This is a genomic window from Neobacillus drentensis (genome assembly GCF_036962765.1).
Taxonomy (GTDB): domain Bacteria; phylum Bacillota; class Bacilli; order Bacillales; family Cytobacillaceae; genus Neobacillus; species Neobacillus drentensis_C.
In genome coordinates, this window is sequence record NZ_JBALOS010000349.1 from 422 (window position 1) to 808 (window position 387).

Annotated in this window: 1 pseudogene; it reads left to right on the forward strand. The window is 33.9% G+C overall.

Annotated features, from left to right (window positions below):
* Nucleotides 1-194: 194 nt before the first annotated feature.
* A pseudogene (locus tag V7137_RS29080) lies at nucleotides 195-387 on the forward strand (FMN-binding glutamate synthase family protein); the annotation flags it as partial.

Consider the following 387-nt stretch of genomic DNA (forward strand, 5'->3'; position numbering starts at 1 on the left):
ATTAAGAGCAATGGGAAAATGCTCTTTAAAAGAGTTATCAAAAAAGGATCTGGTTTCTTATGATGAATTGACCGCCAAAATGGCCGGAATTCCGTTTTCGTTTAAACCTTGGGAAAACAAAGAAATAGAAACATAATTGTTCATCACATCGATCCAATTTTTCTCATTTTCTGTAATAATGGAGAAAACTGACTATGGCAAACATATTATTTTATTTGACTTTTGCAATGATGTCCCTATTATTTGTCGTGTTCATATTCATGCTCGTTGGTTGGCGTTGGATTATGAAACTAATAGTGAAAAAGGCTGGAAAAATCATTCTAACTGACAGTTATCAAGAAAATATTATCGAACTGATGCCAGGACTTCGGCATATGGGCATTCAAA